This is a genomic window from Bartonella sp. W8122, assembly GCF_016102485.1.
Classification (GTDB): domain Bacteria; phylum Pseudomonadota; class Alphaproteobacteria; order Rhizobiales; family Rhizobiaceae; genus Bartonella; species Bartonella apihabitans.
In genome coordinates this window covers 40,327-56,780 of record NZ_JACFOO010000003.1, presented here as the reverse complement: position 1 = coordinate 56,780, position 16,454 = coordinate 40,327, and the positions used below count along the sequence as shown (strand labels likewise).

Below are 16,454 nucleotides of genomic sequence, written 5' to 3'. Positions count from 1 at the left end.
GCAACAAATCACATGCCTGTTACGCAAGCGGGGGCAATCTTTGGCTCCGAAAAAAGCGGAATGATAAAATTGTTGAACAATTTATCATTGGAAACAAGAGTTTTTAAAAAAATAGTTCTTTAAATTGCCGATAAAAAAGGCAAGAAGTAATAGAATTTTTCGCGGGAAGTGGGAAACCGACAAATTTTTTGAACCGACAAATGACCATTCATTTTCCAAACAGAAAATCACTTCAACTCCGCTTTGGACAAAGCAAAAAACAGGCAATGCTTGTCATAAAAACAAAAGCTGCGAAATGGGGACTGCGAGATGGCATCACCATTCTGGCAGTCCTTTTTTCAAAAGCAATTTTCAACAGAAGCCAAAAGCGATTTATGAGGTTCTGATGCATTGATTGAAAATCGGCTATGTCGAGATTTATGCAGCTTTAAATCCCGACACAGTTTTTTAGTCTTTGACGAGCATGTCCGCATTAATGTCGCTTATTTTCTTGGCTCCGGTCAGCGTCATTGCAACACGCATTTCCTTGGCTATGAGATCAAGCATATTGGCAACGCCCTTTTCGCCATCGGTTCCCAAGGCATAAGCAAAGGCACGGCCAAGCATAACTGTATCGGCTCCAAGTGCAATCATGCGCACAACATCAAGGCCTGAGCGCACACCGCTATCAACGAGAACTTTGAGATCGGGTTTTAAAACTTCGGCAATTTTCGGCAATGCCTTGACGGTTGAAGGCACGCCGTCAAGCTGGCGCCCGCCATGGTTGGAAACAATAACGCCGTCTGCTCCGAAACGCACAGCATCGCGGGCATCTTCAACGTCGAGAATGCCTTTGATAAGCATTGGACCTTTCCAGAATTCACGAATCCATTCAAGGTCTTTCCAGCTTATCGACGGGTCGAAATTGGCACCAAGCCAACCAATATAATCTTCCAGATTGGTCGGTTTTCCGCGATAGGTGGAAATATTGCCGAGGTCGTGAGGCCGTCCCATGATGCCGACATCATAAGCCCAGGCAGGATGAAGAACAGCTTGTGTATATTGGCGCAATTTGGCAAACGGACCGGACATGCCGGAATGGCGGTCACGGTAACGGGCCCCCGGAACCGGCATATCAACAGTGAATACCAATGTCTTGATGCCTTGGGCGGCCGCTCTTTCGAGTACATTTTTCATGAACCCGCGATCTTTGAGAACATAAAGCTGGAACCAGATCGGATTTGGAACTTGTGACTGGACCTCTTCAATCGGACACACTGAAACAGTCGAAAGTGTAAAGGGAATACCGCGTGATTGGGCAGCCTTTGCAGCCTGAACTTCACCACGGCGCGCATACATGCCGGTAAGCCCCACCGGTGAAAGTGCCACCGGCATTTTCATTTTTTCGCCGAAAAGCTCGGTTTCGAGACTAAGCTCCGACATATTTTTCAAAATGCGTTGGCGAAGCGCAATATCGGACAGATCGGTTGTATTGCGTTGCAGGGTTCGCTCGGCATAAGCCCCGCCATCAATATAATGAAAAAGAAATGGAGGGAGTTTGCGCCGCGCACCTTCGCGATAATCCGAGATAGAAGATATAATCATTTCATTACCCGTCTTGGTTGTTTTATGGCTCGAACGCCGGAGCCAATTCGGCAAAGAGATGAATAAAAATTTTATCCTTTGAAAATGTTGATATTGGTATTGAATGTTTTTCGAGAGGCGTAATAAAATTGACCTTTTACGCCTCCGAAATTCCGCTTTAACTTCCGGTTTTATTTCTATGTTTCAGGAAGACTGTCAGTATTTCCGATATTAACAAGAAACAGTAACGGGAAGTAAAATCAATATTACGGGATCATCCACGAAAGAACATATCCCTGAAGCGTTGTCATGATACCGGCAACGGCACAAAGCCCCAGCGAATATTTGACAGTGTAGCGGAAGAGGTCGGATTCTTTCCCGACAAGTCCCACCGCCGCACAGGCAATTGCAATCGACTGCGGCGAGATCATCTTGCCGGTGACACCACCCGTACTGTTGACTGCAACAAGCAGAACATCGGAAACGCCAATCTGATGGGCTGTGGTTGCTTGCAAGGCACCGAACAGCGCATTGGAAGACGTATCCGAACCGGTCACAAAAACGCCGAGCCATCCGAGAAATGGCGAGAAGAACGTAAAACTTTTACCCGTATGTGACAAAGCCAGCGCCAAAGTGGAGGAAAGTCCCGAATAATTGGCAATGAAAGCAAAAGCAAGAACAATGCCGATCGAATAAATCGGAAGGGCAAGTTCTTTCAACGTCATGCCGAAAACGCCAATGGCGCGAGCAGGGCGCATTTTCAAAACAAAAGTACTGACGATTGCGGCAAGGATAATTGCAGTTCCCGTGGCTGAAAACCAGTCGAATTTATAAACAGCGCTGATTTTGGCATCGGTTGCAACGATGGGCGCCGTTTTGACAATGATATTATTGAGGAATGATACGTCGAAACTCAACACCCAGCTTTCCAAGGCGCCACCTTTGGCAAATAGTTTTTTGAAAGGCGCAATGCTCCAAATCATAACAAAAATGGTCAATATGATAAAAGGTGACCATGCTTTGATAATTTCTCCCATTGAATAATGGGGAACATCTTCTTTGGGGGCAGCTTCGCTTTCGTCAAAGCGGAAAACGCGTTTTGGCTGCCAGAAACGCAAGAACAGCGGCAAAACAACGAGTGTTGCAATAGCGGCTGTAATATCAGGCAATTCCGGCCCGAAATAGTTGGAAGTCAGGAATTGGACAATCGCAAATGTGCCGCCACCAACAAGCACAGCCGGCCAGGTTTCGCGAACGCCACGCCAGCCATCCATGATAATGACAAGCAGAAAAGGAACAAACACCGAAAGAAATGGCAATTGGCGCCCTGCCATCTGGCTTAATAAAAACGGGTCGAGATTTGAAACCTGTCCGGCAACAATAATCGGAATTCCCATGGCGCCGAAGGCAACCGGAGCGGTATTGGCAATAAGACAAAGACCGGCCGCATAAAGCGGGCGAAAGCCCAAGCCTGCAAGGAGCGCCGCAGTAATTGCAACCGGTGCACCGAAACCGGCAGCACCTTCAAGAAAAGCGCCGAAAGCAAAACCCACCAGAATGAGCTGCAGGCGCTGGTCTTCGGTAATTCCTAAAATGGAATGGCGAACAATGTTGAAGTCACCGGTGACAACCGAAATCTTATAAAGAAACACCGCGCCAACGATAATCCATGCGATTGGCCAAAGACCGTAGAAAAAACCATATATCGCAGATGAAACCGCCGGTCCGATCGGCATGCCATAGACAAAAACGGCAATCAGGAATGACAGGATAACAGTGATTGTACCAGCCACATGCCCTTTCATGCGAAGAAGAGTTAAAGCCAGAAAAAAGAAAATAATCGGTATTGCGGCAATTAATGCCGAAAGCCAAATATTTCCAACCGGAATATAATTCTGCATCCACGTCATTGTTTTCTCCTCCCAATACGTGTGCGATAAATGTTGGCTGGTAAGTAGTAAGGCTGAAGAAAACTAAAACGTCAATTTATTTGAGCTTAAAATTTGCATATATGAACCAAAAATAGGTTTTTATTGGAAAATATTCGGATTTTTATTATAAAAATTATAAAAATGACGTTTTTTTAAAGCAAAGCCGTTATTTAAGACGTTTTGCCATAGTGTTCCATGATTTTTTCGTGGCTATACGCCCGAGCTTTCAAAATTCGGGTGAATAAATATAGGTGTTTCGTTTTCGCCCGTTTGGGTAAACGCAATTCACTGATTGACGTGTCGATTATTTAACAAAGTGCCGATTAACAAAGAAATAGCGTGCTCTTAACGAGAAGTTGTCTCTTGAAAATTGGTAGAGGTCGGTTTTGACGAGGGCTATTTTTTTCACCTTTATAGCAGAAAAGGGGGAAAAGAAGATCTGACTTCTTTCACCTCTTTGACAGTCGAAAAAGGCCGGGCATTTTTTAAAAAGGGGAACGCCTCTTGTTGGAGCCGGTATGTCGGTCATATCGGCTTTTCCATCATTTATATTTATTTACCAGTCACCGATCAGCTATTTATCATCGGTCGCTGTTTACCTTTAGGGGACATCTCGTAAATATTGATATTCTATTTTCGAGCCAGCCGCCTATCAAGCCGGAATGTCGAATTCATCGAAATCTTTTTCGGTTTTTCCCTGTGCAATAAGTTCGTTATAATATTTGCCGCGAATTTTTTCGATTTCCGAACTGGCAAGCCCACGGCGCCAATATCCGACGGCTTTGATATTCTGCTTTTTCACATTGCAGTTCGCCATAAAGTGTTTCCTGATTGCACGGGCTTCTTCGCGTTCACAGGCAATCCAGATGGAGCAACCTTCTGCGGAGCTAATCTTTTCAGCCGAGTGAACAAGAAAACCGGTTTGCCCCGGATATTCTTCTTCCTTTCGCACATAGATATGTTTTTTGACCCCCTTTCTATCGGGGAGTTCACCGGCTGCTTCTGCCGTGGCGGATTCGATATAGATTTCGGCTTCGGTATTTTCCGGCCAATGGGAAAGAATGGAAAAAATGGCCGGAATGGCGGTTTCATCAGCAAAGAGCTTCAGCTTTTTATTTTTATATTCTTCCGTTGAAAATTGCGGGCGTGGACCAATCAAATAAGCATGAGATCCGGCTTTCAAACTTTGAAGCCAATTGATAGCGGGGCTTTCCCCTTTATGTTTGACAAAATCGACTTCGATTTCATGTGTCGCGGGATTAAAAGAACGGATTGTATAAATCCGGTAAACCTTGCGGCCTTGTCCGGTTTCGCCTATCTCGAAACGCACGGCAACATTTGCCTGTTGCCATTCAATCGGGTTCGTCGGGCTGATTGTTCCGGTCAGGCGGATGAGGTGGGGAAAAGGTTCATAAATCCGGCTGACCGTGAGTTCAAGGCGTTCCATCCCGTCCATGTGGTTTTCCGGCGTTAGTTCAGCCGTATTCCCGTTTTCTGTCTTTTCCATCTCTTAAACTCCCGCACCGATTGTTTTTTTTAGGTTTAAAACTATAGACGAATAAAAATGAATATAATAGTCAAGTTTTTAGTAAACCGGTATTGAAGAAAATATCGCTGTCTGTCAATTACGTTTTCATGTGGTTTTCCGGCTTGCCGGAAGTTTGCCAGAATGAACAGTGCTTATCCATTGATGACCGTCCAATCCAGGAAATAGTGAGTTCCTTCAAATTGCGCCTGTCAGTTGACAGGATGACGTGTAATATTTCTATACAAAGCGTGCTCTCCAATTTTCACATAAAGGGCATACTATCGCATTCTTTCCCTCTATGACTGTGCTTTCCCATTTTTTCCTGCAAAGAGCGCGCTGTCGCATTTGGCAATTCTTGTGACAAAGCTTGAAGACCAGCTTTTCCAACCCGAAAAAGCTTGAAATTTCAAGCTTGATTGGCGGCTGGTAACCCTGCTTTTTGTTCATCTTTGGATCAATTCGGAATGGCTTCGGTTTGCGGAGACACGCCATGTGCTTTATTCTGGTTATTCCATAATTTTTGATAGAGGCCATCGGCTTTCACCAATGTATCATGGGTTCCTTCTTCAACGATTTTCCCATTTTTCAGAACAATGATATGGTCGGCCCGACGAATGCTGTTCAGCCGGTGGGCAATGACAACGACTGTGCGGGTTCTGGTTAAAGCATTCATGGCGCGTTGAATTTCTGCTTCTGCCGACGGGTCAAGGCTTGCGGTTGCTTCATCAAGAAGCAATATCGGGGCGTTTTTCAAGAAAGCGCGGGCAATGGATATGCGCTGCTGTTCGCCCCCTGAAAGCGAGCTTCCATGCTCGTCAAGCACTGTGTCATAACCTTCCGGCAATGCCATGATAAATTGATGGGCTTCGGCCTGTTTTGCTGCTTCGATGATTTCCTCACGGCTCGCATCTTCCTTGCCGATTTTGATATTGTCATAGACCGTTCCGGAAAAGAGAAGAACATCCTGAAACACCATGCCGATCAACCGGTGAAGATTTTCGGTCCCTATGTCTTTAAGGTCGATATTGCCGATCGTGATTTTACCTTCCGTTCTTTCCCAAAGACGCGCGATAAGGTGGACAAAACTTGTCTTTCCGGCACCGCTCGGGCCAACTATTGCCGTTAATTCCTGCGGCCTGATCGTGCATGAAATATCATCTAGGACTTTGTGTCCGGCCACTTCTTTTTTGTCAGCTTCTTTTTTGTCATAGCTGAAACCCACATGGTCGAAACGGATTTCATAATTTTCCGGCATTTTTGGATGTTGCGGCTCTGACAAGGTCGGTTCATGAAGCAGCGCTTCAATGCGCATGAGTGAACGGTTTGCCAGACGCAACATCAACATTGCCTGACCGACTTCATATAATTGGCGGTAGACGGGCAAAGCGATAATCAGGAAAATCAACAATTGAGGGACTGTAAGCTTGTCATTTGCCAACCAATAAATGCCGAAAATAACCAGACTGATATAGCTCATTTCCAGCACAAAACCGAAGCATGACAGGAACGGCGAGGTTCTTGTTTCGGCGTGGAACCAGGCATTGCGCTGGTCGTTGAGGATTTTTACAAGTCTCTTCCAGCTATTGCCGAAACGTCCAAAGCTGCGGATAACAGTGATACTTTGCACATATTCAAGCAATGCCGACTGCACGGCACTATTGGCTTTTCCAAGTTTCACGCCTGCGCTTTTTCCCATAGCGAGCGTCCATAACAAGGCAAGCAAAGTCAAAGGAAAGCCGCAAAGCATGACAATTGCCAGACGAAAGTCGACAAAGAAAAGAAAAATAGTCAGAAAAACCGGCATTGAAAAACCGGCAACAAATGGCTGGATGAAATGCGACCACATATGTTCGACAAAAGTAATATCGGACGTCAGTCTTCCTGCAAGGTCGCCGCTTCTTTGCTTGTTGAACCAACCCATGGGAAGTTTGCGCAAATGTTCTGCCACATTAAGGCGCGCCTCGCCCATCATAGTGAAAGCACCATTATATATTTTCGGCGCACCGATCGCACTTGTACCGATGCGCAATAAAAAGCTCAAAACCATGCCGCCCCCGAAAAAAATAGCGGCTTTGATTGTCAACTCTTTGGCAAAGGCCTGTGTCAACATCATAAAAAGGAAGACGAAGGGGAGTGCTGCAAAAAAACCTTCGACAATCGTCCATAAAATGCCGTGAACGAGTTGTTTGTCGCGCGTTTTCGACAGCCGGAAACCGGACGTTAAAATATCGATTATCATGACTGCCCGCCTTTTTCTGCCAAATTATCCTGTTTTGTTGAGAGGGTTCTATTGTCTTCCACCCTAGTGTCGGTTTTTTCTTCGGCTTCTCCTGCCTCTTCTCCGAGCGACCACGCGCCGGCCGAAAGCTGGTCTTGCCATAAAATCCGGTAGGTCGGGCAATTTTTCAAAAGCTCTTCATGGCGGCCTTCGCCCGCTAGCCTGCCATGATCCATCACAATAATCTTGTCGGCAGAAACAAGATTTTGCAAATGATGGCCGACAATGAGAACTGTGCGATTTTTATAAAGTGTTTCGAGTGCCTCATGGATGAGGTTTTCATTTTCCGGATCAAGACTTGAAGTCGGTTCATCAAGGAGCAGGATTGGCGAATTTTTCAAAAAAGCGCGGGCAATCGAAAGCCTTTGGCGTTCGCCGCCGGAAAGTTGCGAGCCGCGTTCCTGAAGGAGCGTATCATAGCCTTGCGGCAGAGCTTCGATAAAACCGTCTGCTTTGGCAAGGCGGCAGGCCTCTTTAAGTTCCTCATCACTCGCATCGGGTTTGGCAATGCGCAAATTATCGGCAACAGTGCCATAAAGGAGAACAACATCCTGAAAAACAATGCTGGTCTTGTCGAGAAGGTCGTCAAGTCGCCAGTCGCGCACATCAAGCCCACCTATTGTTAAATGCCCATGGTCGAATTCATAAAGTCGCGCAACAAGTTTCAGAAGTGTACTTTTGCCCGAACCGCTTGGCCCCACCAATGCCGTAACTTGATCGGCTTTTGCGCTAAAACTGACATGGTCGATCGCGAGCCTTTTGCCGTAACTATAAGAAACATCGTCAAAAACAATTTCATAGGGGCCTTCAGGTGTTTTGCTATTGTAATTTTCGATAAGCGGTTTTGCAGTCAAAACCTCGTTGATATGATCCATCGCTTCGATATGGTTCATTTTCTCATGAAGTGCCCCTGAAAGGGTCAGAAGAGGTTCAAGAACCAGTGGCGAAAGAAGCAAAAATAACACAAAAGTAGCCGGTTCAAGTGAACCGTTTACATAGAATATGGCTCCGATCGGGGCGACCAGAACAAGATTGCCGCGCAGTAAAATAGCAAATGTCATGAACGAGCGTGTTACTCTGGCCGCAAAACTGTGCGCCCAGTCAACCGCATTATGGATTGTCTTTGAAAGATTGCCAAAAGACCGCGTATCGAGACCGAAACTTTTGATAACGTGTACACCACGGATAAATTCGCTGATTTCGCCTGAAATTTTTTGTTGTAAACCAATCCATTCACGCATGTCATCGCCCATGCCGCGGGTCATCCACCATTGCGCAAAAAAGGCAATCGGCAAGGGGATTAAAACAATAATGGCAAGCCGCCAATCGGCAAAAAACAAAAGGATAAGAGCCGAAAGCGATACAATGGGAGCAGAACTGAGATTAGGCAAAATATGGGCATAAAGGCTTTCAAGACTGTCAATATCATCATAAAGCGTGCGCCTGAGTTTCCCTGAAGACTGGTTTGCAAAAAACGACAGTGGAACCTCTCCCAGTTTTTGCGCTGCTCTTTTTCTGAGTGTAAAGAGAATGGTGAACGCCCCTTTATGGGCAAGCATGTCACTTAAAGATACGAATATCCATCTAAGCAGAACAAGGCCGATCGCAACACCTGCAAGATACCAGAGTCTCGTCGGGTTGACCGTCGGTTTCAAAAGCTCGCCGGCAATAAGCGAAATCACATAGAAGGGCGCAATGCTCAAAGCCGCAGCAATAATGGCCGTGATGATGGCGGAGCCTGTAAAAAAACGCGAATAGCGTAAAAGCCCCAGAAAAGTGGCAGGCTTTTCACTGTCATAAAATGTTGAATTCATGGATGGTTGTTGGCTCATCACGATTACCGCAAAAATTGTTAAAAACCGACTATGACTTATTTTTGATAATTTTGGTATAGTTTTATTTGTTTACCCATGAAAAACTTTTTTATCGGTTTTGTTGTCACCGATTTTTTAGAATAAATTTCGGTGTTCTCAGGAGAAAACCGTTTTCCAAACAGGATAATTTTTGGAAAAAAACGCGATCAATTTTATGCGCTTTCCATCAGGCTTTTCAAACCTGTATCACGATCATCGCAGCTATCGGACAAAAATTATTCTTGTCATCCATGTTCCTGAGGTCAGAAAAACATTTTGCACGAGAAAGCTTCAAGGAATTGCCGGAAAGGTGAGAGGCATTAAATCGGCGTTTTCGGTCGTTAAAAAGGTTCTATGTCAAGCCTGCAACGTTAGTTGACGGTTTTGATACCCGTGGCACTCAATTTCATTGTTTGATGAGGCATAATTTTTAAAAAAATTATGCCTCACAACATAAGCTGAAATATAATGGGCTAAGTTTGCTATTATTTGCCTTAACTCTACAAATAGATTTCAGAACTTGAAATCGGCTTTTGCCCAGAAGGTGCGTCCCGGCTCTCGTACTTGATAATGGGCGGGAAAGCCGAAACCGGCATCTCCATCACGGTTCAGATGTTCGAAATAATCCTTGTTAAAGACGTTATCGACCCCGCCGGTCAAAGCGACATTTTTTGAAATCTTGTAGCTGCCATTTAAAGAAAAAACACCAAAGCCCGCACTTTTATCAAAGTCTTTCCCCACCACATTACCCTTGTTTTCGGCAATGCGCGGTTGATCGGCAACAAGCCTTAAAAGGCCGCCAATGCTCCATTTTTCTTTTTGATAAGTGAGGCCGAGCCTTCCCTCCAAGGGTGGAATTTGCGGCAAAGCTTCATTGTCAGTGGTGTTTTTCCCCCACGAATAGGCAAGGCTTGAATCAAACTTCCAGACATTGAAGAACATATGGGAAAGCCCCAACTCGCCCCCCATTATGGTGGCATCGACATTCGATGCTTTTGACTGCCCGCTTGAATAGTCGAAGAGAATATAGTCATCAATCTGGCCGACATAAGCAGAAGCCCAGATGTCGCTATTTTCCCCGCTATATTGCGCACCGAAATCAAGCTGAGTGGTTTTTTCGGGCTTTATGCCGTCAAATGCATTGAGTGAGTTAGCGTCGGATTGTTTGGGGGAAAACAGTTCCCAATAATCGGGAAAACGCTCGGCATGTCCAAGCCCGATATAGGTTGTAAGCGGTATTTGATCGAGGTCGCGCTCATAGCGAAGAAAACCGCTTGGCAATGTTCTGTCGCGCTTGTCGCCATCTGTCGGACTTGTGCTTCTCTCATCCTTCGCAGAAGCCCGATCAAGTCTGCCGCCAAAAACAAGACGTTGATTTTCGGCAAAGTTCCATGTCGCTTCGCTGAACAGTCCGTAATTGAAAAATACCGCATCCTTATCCCAACCGTTAATGCTCATCATATTGCGGCTTTTTCTTTTGCGGTGGGTGTTGGTTTGAACATCAACTCCGCTCACGAGCGATAAATCGCCAAAATCCCAATTGGTGGTAAAGTGGCCGCCCATGGTGCGCCGGTCAAGGCGCGATTCCATCGGCATAGACGACATATCCATTGCGCCACCTGTACCTCCCATTCCGCCCATGCCATTCATTCCTCCCATGCCGTTCATGCCACCCATACCGGCCATCGGATTTCCGCCTCCGCTTCCCATCATATGGTTCATATCCATGGCTCCCATAGCCGACATATGCCCCATATGACCGGTGCCCGGTTTGCCTGTGCTGGTGATACCGATTGGACGTGGGGAAGCGTTGGTCGCAAGATGGCGCAAACGGAAATTATCCATAATGTGATCGGCATAATTATAGTAAAATTGCGCGTCGACCTTGGTAAGCTTGTCATTAATATTTTCTTTGATGAATTTGGCACCAAGCGATTCCCGCTTGAATTGGCTGCCATCCATAGCGCGGCCGGCATAGCGGGCTTCACCATCACCGCCGCCGCCCGAAAGCTCGAACAATGTATTTTCGTCTGGAGTGAACCCCAAAAACATATCGCCATTCCATTTGTCCCATTTTGAGGGAACACTATTGCCATCACCATCATGATAATCATGGGAAAGGGCTTTGTTACCGATAATCCGGACATAGCCGGGACGCGCTCCGACAGTGCCGTCAAGGCGGGATTCAAAACGGCTATTGGAACCGATGACAATACTGGAATCGCCTTTGACGGTCGGCTTGTCAAAATGTTGCGGGTCGCGTTCAAACAAAATTGTTGCCGCCGAACCGGTGGGGCCATAGCGCACGGTTTGAGGCCCCTTCACAACAGTGAGCCGGTCATAGCTTTCAGGCGAGATATAGGATGTCGGATTATCCATCCGCCCCGGACAAGCGCCCATAATCGTGCTGCCATCATTGACAATATTAAGACGCGAGCCGAATTGGCCTCGAAAAACGGGGTCGCCATTGGTGCCACCATTGCGAATGGTTGCAAAACCGGGAATGGTTTTGAGATAATCGGCACCGTCCGAAGCGGGAATAGGTTGGCGTGGGGCTTTCGGATTGGTAACAACAGTGACCGGTGAAGACATGGCAGCCGATGTAACGATAACCGGTTTTAGAACCATGTTTTCATTTTCTGCGGCCTTTGACGCAGCTTCTTTTTGTGCGGGACTAGTTGGCGGGGTTTGAAGTGGCGTCATCGTGCTCTTCTCATTATTTGAAACCGTTTCGGCTTTTGCGCCCGTCGGCATTATGATGAGCAGGGTGGAAAGGGTAGCAATGGCACCAATTGCGGCAGACGATGATTTTAATGCGTTCGAGCGCGCGGAAAATTGCCTGTCGGTTTGAAAGAGAGAATCCATTTTTTTAAAATCCATGAGGAAAAGTGGATTGAAACTTTGTCAGGCATGGAAAACAAACAGGAATTGCCATGAAAGGCATTCTCTGAGCCTCGTTTTTTGTGAGGCTTTAAACCATGCATTTTGACGGTTAAAAAAACAGGCTGACAAGTTTTACAATCACAATTGAAAACCAAAAAATGGCAGCAGTGACTTGCGCCACGTCGGCAAAAAACGCGGCCATTTTTTTAAAAATTCGATGTGATGATCTATTGAACCTGTCAGCTTATGAGTGACAATGGCGGTGAGCGCGGCGAGGCGTTGGATTTTACAAAAAAGGTGCCGAAGGTTACCGCGTCATAGGGCAGTAAAATCTCGACGAGGAAGAGGTGATGTTCGCCGATTTCAACGCTATCGGGCGGGGTGAGCATTGATGCGCCGATGCGGCAGGCATGACATGCACCCAGTTCATGACATGAATTGTCATTATGGTGTTTTTTGCTTAATTTTTGCGGTTTTGAAGTTGCGTTTTTCGAGCAAATGTCGCTATCGGAAACCATATGCGAATGGTTCTGCTGAACGCTTTCATGATGGTGAGACGAGTGGGCTTCAAAACTGTTTGGTAGAACCGGAAAATTGCGATTATGGGCGAAGGCGAGGTTGAGCAGTGCGAAAATGCACAACACCCTGATAACCACGGAAAATGGTTTGCTCGTCCCGATCATTTCGCAAAAACTTTCCCTTTTAAGGAAACAATTATCCAGTTTTATTTTTTTTGCAAGATAGACCAAAACAACCAACAGGAATTTTTAAAAAAATCGGCAAAGAAGCGGGGAATAGAAGACCATCGGGAAGTTCGGGAAAGAGACGGTGAGAAGGGACATAGCAAGATGACAGGGAACGAGAAGCGAGTGTCATAAGAAGGGGAGGAGATGTAAGAAAAAGGGAGGTTAAGCAATTCCGAGAAAGAGAGAGGCTTATCCCACGGGTTACAAGTTTATGATGTGCTTTTTTTCCCATATATCCGTATGTTTTATTTTTGCGAGCTTTTAAAAAAGAACGCGTTTCAGGCAAAGCCCGCTTTTCCATTCCCACTTTTCTAATAGGCCTTGTGAAAAGAGGCCGGTTTATGAGGGGGCTTCAAGCGTTTATAGGTGAAGAAGACATTTCAAAGAGCCTTCGCTTATCTCATTGCTCTTTCATGATTTTATTGTTCAAGGAGAAATCATGCGCCCTTTTATAATTTGCCATATGATGACATCGATTGACGGAAAAATAGTGGAAGATCATTGGACTGCGCCTTATGACGGAACAGAAAATGATGAGACGACAATTTCCTATTATGACCTTAACGACAGTTTTAAGTGCGATGCGGAAATGCTGGGGCGGGTTACCGTTCAAAGGCATTTTGCAAAGCAGAAATTTAATAACCCAAATCCTGTTAACGCGATTGACCCGCAACCTTTTATCGGTAAGCGCGAAACAAAACGGCTATGCATTGTTTTCGATCGCCATGGGCGTATCAAATATGAGGGCGACAGAATTTGCGGCGAAAATATCATTGTCGTTTTGGGCAAAAAAATATCGCAAGCCTATCTGGAACATCTTCGTGCCTTGGGGATTTCCTATGTCTTCGCCGGTGAGGATGGAAATGACCTTGTGGAAGCCATGGAAAGTCTTGGGCATTTTTTCAATATGAAGCGAATTGTTTTGCAGGGTGGTGGCACGATTAACGGAGCATTTCTGGAAAACGGGCTTATCGATGAATTGAGTGTGATGATCTATCCCGGAATTGACGGGCGAAAAGCCGCACCTTCCTTATTTGATTGGTCACCTCGCACGGATAATAGTGCAACGGGAGAACCGGTTTTGGTGAGAGGAAATCCGGCCGCCGGACAGTCACTCGAATTGCTGGAGGTAAAAAACGCCGGTCAGGGTGTTATTGCACTGCGCTATAAAATACACCATCAGAAAAATCGGGAACAATAAGCGTTAAAAGCAATAGATCGGGCTTTCGGCGACGTATTTAACAGTTGCCGATGAAAAATCGCAATCATTTAGCCGTCTGAGCATGAAGGAACACAGCCGATAATTCCGCCGAACGCAATTGGTCTTCTGGTTAAAAATGTTTCCCGTTGGCTGAAACGCTTCTTCTGACTGAACCGCCAGCTCTCTATAGTCGACTTTTCCGGAGATTAAAGAAATTTCAATATAATCAGGAACGGGGCCATTATATTGAGATCTCCGTTTTATATGAGGCGTTGTTTCATCCCGCTTGAAAGTCGGTTGAAGCGGCGAGTTGTTCCTGCCCTTTGAAGTCTTCAAGCCGTTTTTTTAAAACCTCGATGGTGGTTTTTAAAGCACCTGAACCGAGCACCATACGTAACGGTGCGGGCGTTATATCGACACTTTCGATAATGCGGGCGGCCATGCGCTCCGGATCACCTGCGGCCAAGCCGTTTTTTCGATCAAGCATTTTCTGGAAAGCATGGGCGGGCGTGTTGTCATAAGCTTTTATAGGCTTGGCAATTTTTGCGCTTTTATAGCGGAATTCGGTTCTTGCTCCACCGGGTTCGACAATCGTCACGCCAATATTGAATGGTGCCATTTCTTGTGAAAGCGAGTCACAAAATCCTTCGATGCCCCATTTCGTCGCGTGATAAAGCGAATTTCCGGCAAAAGCGACTTCACCTCCATAGGAAGAAATCTGGATGATACGCCCATGTTGCTTTTTCCTCATAATGGGCAGGAAGGCGCGAATAAAGTCAATCGAACCGGTAAGATTGGTTGCGATAATATCGTCAATTTCTTCATCCGACAATTCTTCGGCAGCACCGAACAATCCATATCCGGCATTGCTGACAATCACATCAATTGTTGAAAACAATTCTTCCGCTTTTTGCCCAAGTTGTTTCACAGCCTTCCGGTCTCTCATTTCGACAATTGCGACATGAAAATTATCGGGATAGCGGTCAATCAAATCTTCAACAGGTCGAGTTTTGCGTACAGTTCCCAATACGTTATCGCCGCGGCTTAAAACCTGTTTGATCATTTCATAGCCGAAACCGCTTGAAACACCCGTTATCACCCAGTTGCGCTTGACCATTTTTTGAAACCCTTTGACAAGATGCATTTTCAAATGCGTACAGTCTTTTATCGACTATGCGCGGCTGCTTTTTATTATCGAGATTAATCCGAAGAGCACTTTTTCCGAAAGCGGGCGCAAGAAACTAGACTTTATGCAAAATTTTCATAAAACAAGCTGTCTTGGCAATGTTTGGTTCTCAAAGTTTACCGGTCAAAAAACTTCCCGTCCCAACAATTTGAAAAGGCAAGGCTTCAGGAGAGGCAGCAGAAATATCGGGAATTCATAAAACAAATTTACGGGAAGGGGAGAATGACGCAAACAGCAAATCTGGGGAAAAGGAAAAAGGGGCTGGACAGAATGAAAACCGCAATGGAACGAACCGGAATGGCAGATAGTCCCCTTTTTTTTAAGCCTTATCGGAAATTGAGATGTAAAATGCGCGGGGGAACATGGCGTGCTATCATAAAGCCTTATAGCGCAAACAATCGATAACCAATTGAAAAGCGGCAGTGTGTTGACGTCGTGTCGGATAATAGAGATAATATCCCGGAAATGGCGGACAATAATTTTCAAGAATGCGTTTAAGCCGTCCGCTTTCCACCCGTTCGACCACTGCATCTTCGGTTGTGTAGGCAATGCCGAAGCCGGCTTCGGCAGCATCCAAAGCCTGATCAATTGTGTTGAAGCTCAATTGTCCTTCGACCCTTATTTTGCATTCATGGCCATTTTCTTCAAATTCCCAAACGTAAAAGCCGCCGGATGTCGGCAATCGAAGATTGATGCACTGATGTTCAAGAAGATCGCGCGGCGTTTCCGGAGTGGGATGTTTTCCAAGATATTGTGGTGAGGCGACAGCCGCCATACGGAGATCCGGCCCGATTTTTAACGCGATCATATCTTTTTCGACCTGTTCACCAAGCCGCACACCGGCGTCGAAACGCTCGGCCACAATGTCGGTCAAGGCATAATCAATCGAGATTTCAAGATGAATATCGGGATATTTTGCAAGAAGCGGGTAAAGCTTTGGCCATAAAATGGCTTTTGCTGCATAATCGGGTGCGGTTATGCGGATTGTGCCGGATGGATGATCGATTGTCTCGCAAAGGTGTTTCAGTTCGCTTTCCATCGCCACAAGATGGGGGGTATAAAGTTCGAGAAGCCGTTCGCCATTATCGGTCGGTGCAACTGAACGAGTGGTGCGGCGCAATAATTGTAAATGGAGGCGATCTTCCAGATTTTTTATCGAATGGCTCAAAGCCGATTGGGATATGTTGAGCTTGTGAGCTGCTTTGGTAAAGCTTTTTTCCTCGGCAACAACCATAAAGGCCATAAGATCGGCGATATTTTCTCGAAGCATGACTGTGCCTTCAAT

10 protein-coding genes are annotated in these 16,454 nt (G+C 45.9%); 1 reads left to right on the top strand and 9 read right to left on the bottom strand.

Annotation, left to right across the window (positions count from 1 at the left end):
* Window positions 1–447: 447 nt before the first annotated feature.
* The 7 genes from lldD to H3S83_RS11280 all read right to left on the bottom strand — a co-directional run bounded on the left by lldD (window position 448) and on the right by H3S83_RS11280 (window position 12,719).
* Window positions 448–1,584, bottom strand: a complete 1,137-nt coding sequence (gene lldD / locus H3S83_RS11310) for an FMN-dependent L-lactate dehydrogenase LldD (RefSeq protein WP_078040447.1) — start codon at window positions 1,582–1,584, stop codon at window positions 448–450.
* A 245-nt stretch (window positions 1,585–1,829) separates the two neighbouring features.
* A complete protein-coding gene (locus tag H3S83_RS11305; RefSeq protein WP_198239892.1) occupies window positions 1,830–3,473 on the bottom strand; it encodes a lactate permease LctP family transporter in 1,644 nt (547 codons plus the stop codon).
* 673 nt (window positions 3,474–4,146) lie between these two features.
* Window positions 4,147–5,001, bottom strand: a complete 855-nt coding sequence (locus H3S83_RS11300) for a siderophore-interacting protein (RefSeq protein ID WP_198239891.1) — start codon at window positions 4,999–5,001, stop codon at window positions 4,147–4,149.
* 475 nt (window positions 5,002–5,476) lie between these two features.
* Window positions 5,477–7,261, bottom strand: coding sequence for an ABC transporter ATP-binding protein (locus tag H3S83_RS11295; RefSeq protein ID WP_198239890.1), 1,785 nt, complete (start codon window positions 7,259–7,261; stop codon window positions 5,477–5,479).
* Window positions 7,258–9,132, bottom strand: coding sequence for an ABC transporter ATP-binding protein (locus H3S83_RS11290; RefSeq protein WP_198239889.1), 1,875 nt, complete (start codon window positions 9,130–9,132; stop codon window positions 7,258–7,260). The genes H3S83_RS11295 and H3S83_RS11290 overlap by 4 nt, the downstream gene beginning before the upstream one ends.
* A gap of 534 nt (window positions 9,133–9,666) precedes the next feature.
* A complete protein-coding gene (locus H3S83_RS11285; RefSeq protein WP_246741811.1) occupies window positions 9,667–11,781 on the bottom strand; it encodes a TonB-dependent copper receptor in 2,115 nt (704 codons plus the stop codon).
* A gap of 494 nt (window positions 11,782–12,275) precedes the next feature.
* A complete protein-coding gene (locus tag H3S83_RS11280; RefSeq protein ID WP_198239887.1) occupies window positions 12,276–12,719 on the bottom strand; it encodes a hypothetical protein in 444 nt (147 codons plus the stop codon).
* Window positions 12,720–13,221: 502 nt separating this feature from the next.
* On the opposite strand from H3S83_RS11280, the gene H3S83_RS11275 reads away from it, so the two are divergent.
* Window positions 13,222–13,983, top strand: coding sequence for a dihydrofolate reductase family protein (locus H3S83_RS11275; protein WP_198239886.1), 762 nt, complete (start codon window positions 13,222–13,224; stop codon window positions 13,981–13,983).
* A 277-nt stretch (window positions 13,984–14,260) separates the two neighbouring features.
* Here the strand turns inward: H3S83_RS11275 and H3S83_RS11270 are convergent, their stop codons facing one another.
* Together H3S83_RS11270 and H3S83_RS11265 are read right to left on the bottom strand one after the other, a co-directional pair.
* A complete protein-coding gene (locus tag H3S83_RS11270; RefSeq protein ID WP_198239885.1) occupies window positions 14,261–15,100 on the bottom strand; it encodes an SDR family oxidoreductase in 840 nt (279 codons plus the stop codon).
* A 442-nt stretch (window positions 15,101–15,542) separates the two neighbouring features.
* Complete coding sequence (locus tag H3S83_RS11265) at window positions 15,543–16,439, bottom strand: LysR family transcriptional regulator (protein WP_198239884.1); 897 nt, start codon at window positions 16,437–16,439, stop codon at window positions 15,543–15,545.
* Between the last annotated feature and the right edge of the window lie 15 nt (window positions 16,440–16,454).